The sequence below is a fragment of the Actinosynnema sp. NPDC023658 genome (assembly GCF_040639995.1).
Classification (GTDB): Bacteria; Actinomycetota; Actinomycetes; order Mycobacteriales; family Pseudonocardiaceae; genus Actinosynnema.
Genome location: NZ_JBFAAX010001046.1, coordinates 1 through 827 on the forward strand (window position 1 = coordinate 1; position 827 = coordinate 827).

Annotated in this window: 2 protein-coding genes; one reads left to right on the forward strand and one right to left on the reverse strand. The window is 74.7% G+C overall.

Annotation, left to right across the window (positions count from 1 at the left end; all coding sequences use genetic code 11):
• Positions 1–244: 244 nt before the first annotated feature.
• Positions 245–427 carry a hypothetical protein gene (locus AB0G02_RS37870; RefSeq protein WP_360804629.1) on the forward strand — a complete coding sequence of 61 codons (183 nt, stop codon included), beginning with the start codon at positions 245–247 and terminating at the stop codon, positions 425–427.
• 19 nt (positions 428–446) lie between these two features.
• Here the strand turns inward: AB0G02_RS37870 and AB0G02_RS37875 are convergent.
• Positions 447–827, reverse strand: a 381-nt coding sequence (locus tag AB0G02_RS37875; RefSeq protein ID WP_360804632.1) for a hypothetical protein, incomplete at its 5' end; no start/stop codon positions are given.

Consider the following 827-nt stretch of genomic DNA (forward strand, 5'->3'; position numbering starts at 1 on the left):
GCGGTGCCGACGACCGAACCGACCCCCAGGTCCGCACCCTGACCGACCGCGGCCGGGCCGCGCTGGGTGACGAGCGCTTCGACGAGGCCTACGAGGGCGGCCGGCGGCTGGACGTGCCGACCGCCCTGACCCGGGCCGATCCGGCGTGGCTGCGCCGCGCCGACGGGTGAGCCGGGCGCTGTCCACGGCCCGGACACCGCCGGGAGGTCTCCACGCCGGACGCGGTCGGGCCGTCACGGGTGCCATGCTGGAGGGCGAACGCATCGCGGGGGTGTGCATGGCGTCGAAGCGCAGGGGCGGTCTCGCCCCGTACGTGGCGTTGCTGGTGGCGGTCGTCATCTTCGTGCCGGCGGTGCGTGAAGTCGCCGTCGACCTCCTCCGCCCGCTGGTCGGCCTGCTGAAGGACGTCAACCCGTTCGGCGGGTGATGCTCCGGCGCGGGCCGCGTCAGGAGTGCCTGGTGACGGCTCGGGTGATCGAGGTGACGAGCCTGGTGACGGCGGCGGCGGTGGAGGGGTCGGCCGTCGTGGTCCGGCCGTGCTGGGCCGTCACCGTGTCGGTGAGTTCCCGCCAGGAGGTCCAGGCGCAGACCTCGGGGATGCGCGCGGTCAGCTCGTCCAGCGGGAGCGGGTGGGGCGTGAGGCCGAGGACGGTCGGCAGGTGGAGCGCGATCGCGTCGTGAACCGGTAACCGACCACCTCCGTCGACGAGCACGGGCGGCGGGGAGCCGAGGATGAGCAGCAGGAGCGGGGTCCGGTCGCCCGCCTCCCGGTGGACCGCCAGGTACTCGCGGGCCAGTTGCTGCGGGCGGAAGGAGCTGCGTCCGAT

Coding starts and splice junctions, on each gene's coding strand:
- AB0G02_RS37870 (WP_360804629.1), top strand. CDS start 245: ATGCTGGAGGGCGAACGCATCGCGGGGGTGTGCATGGCGTCGAAGCGC.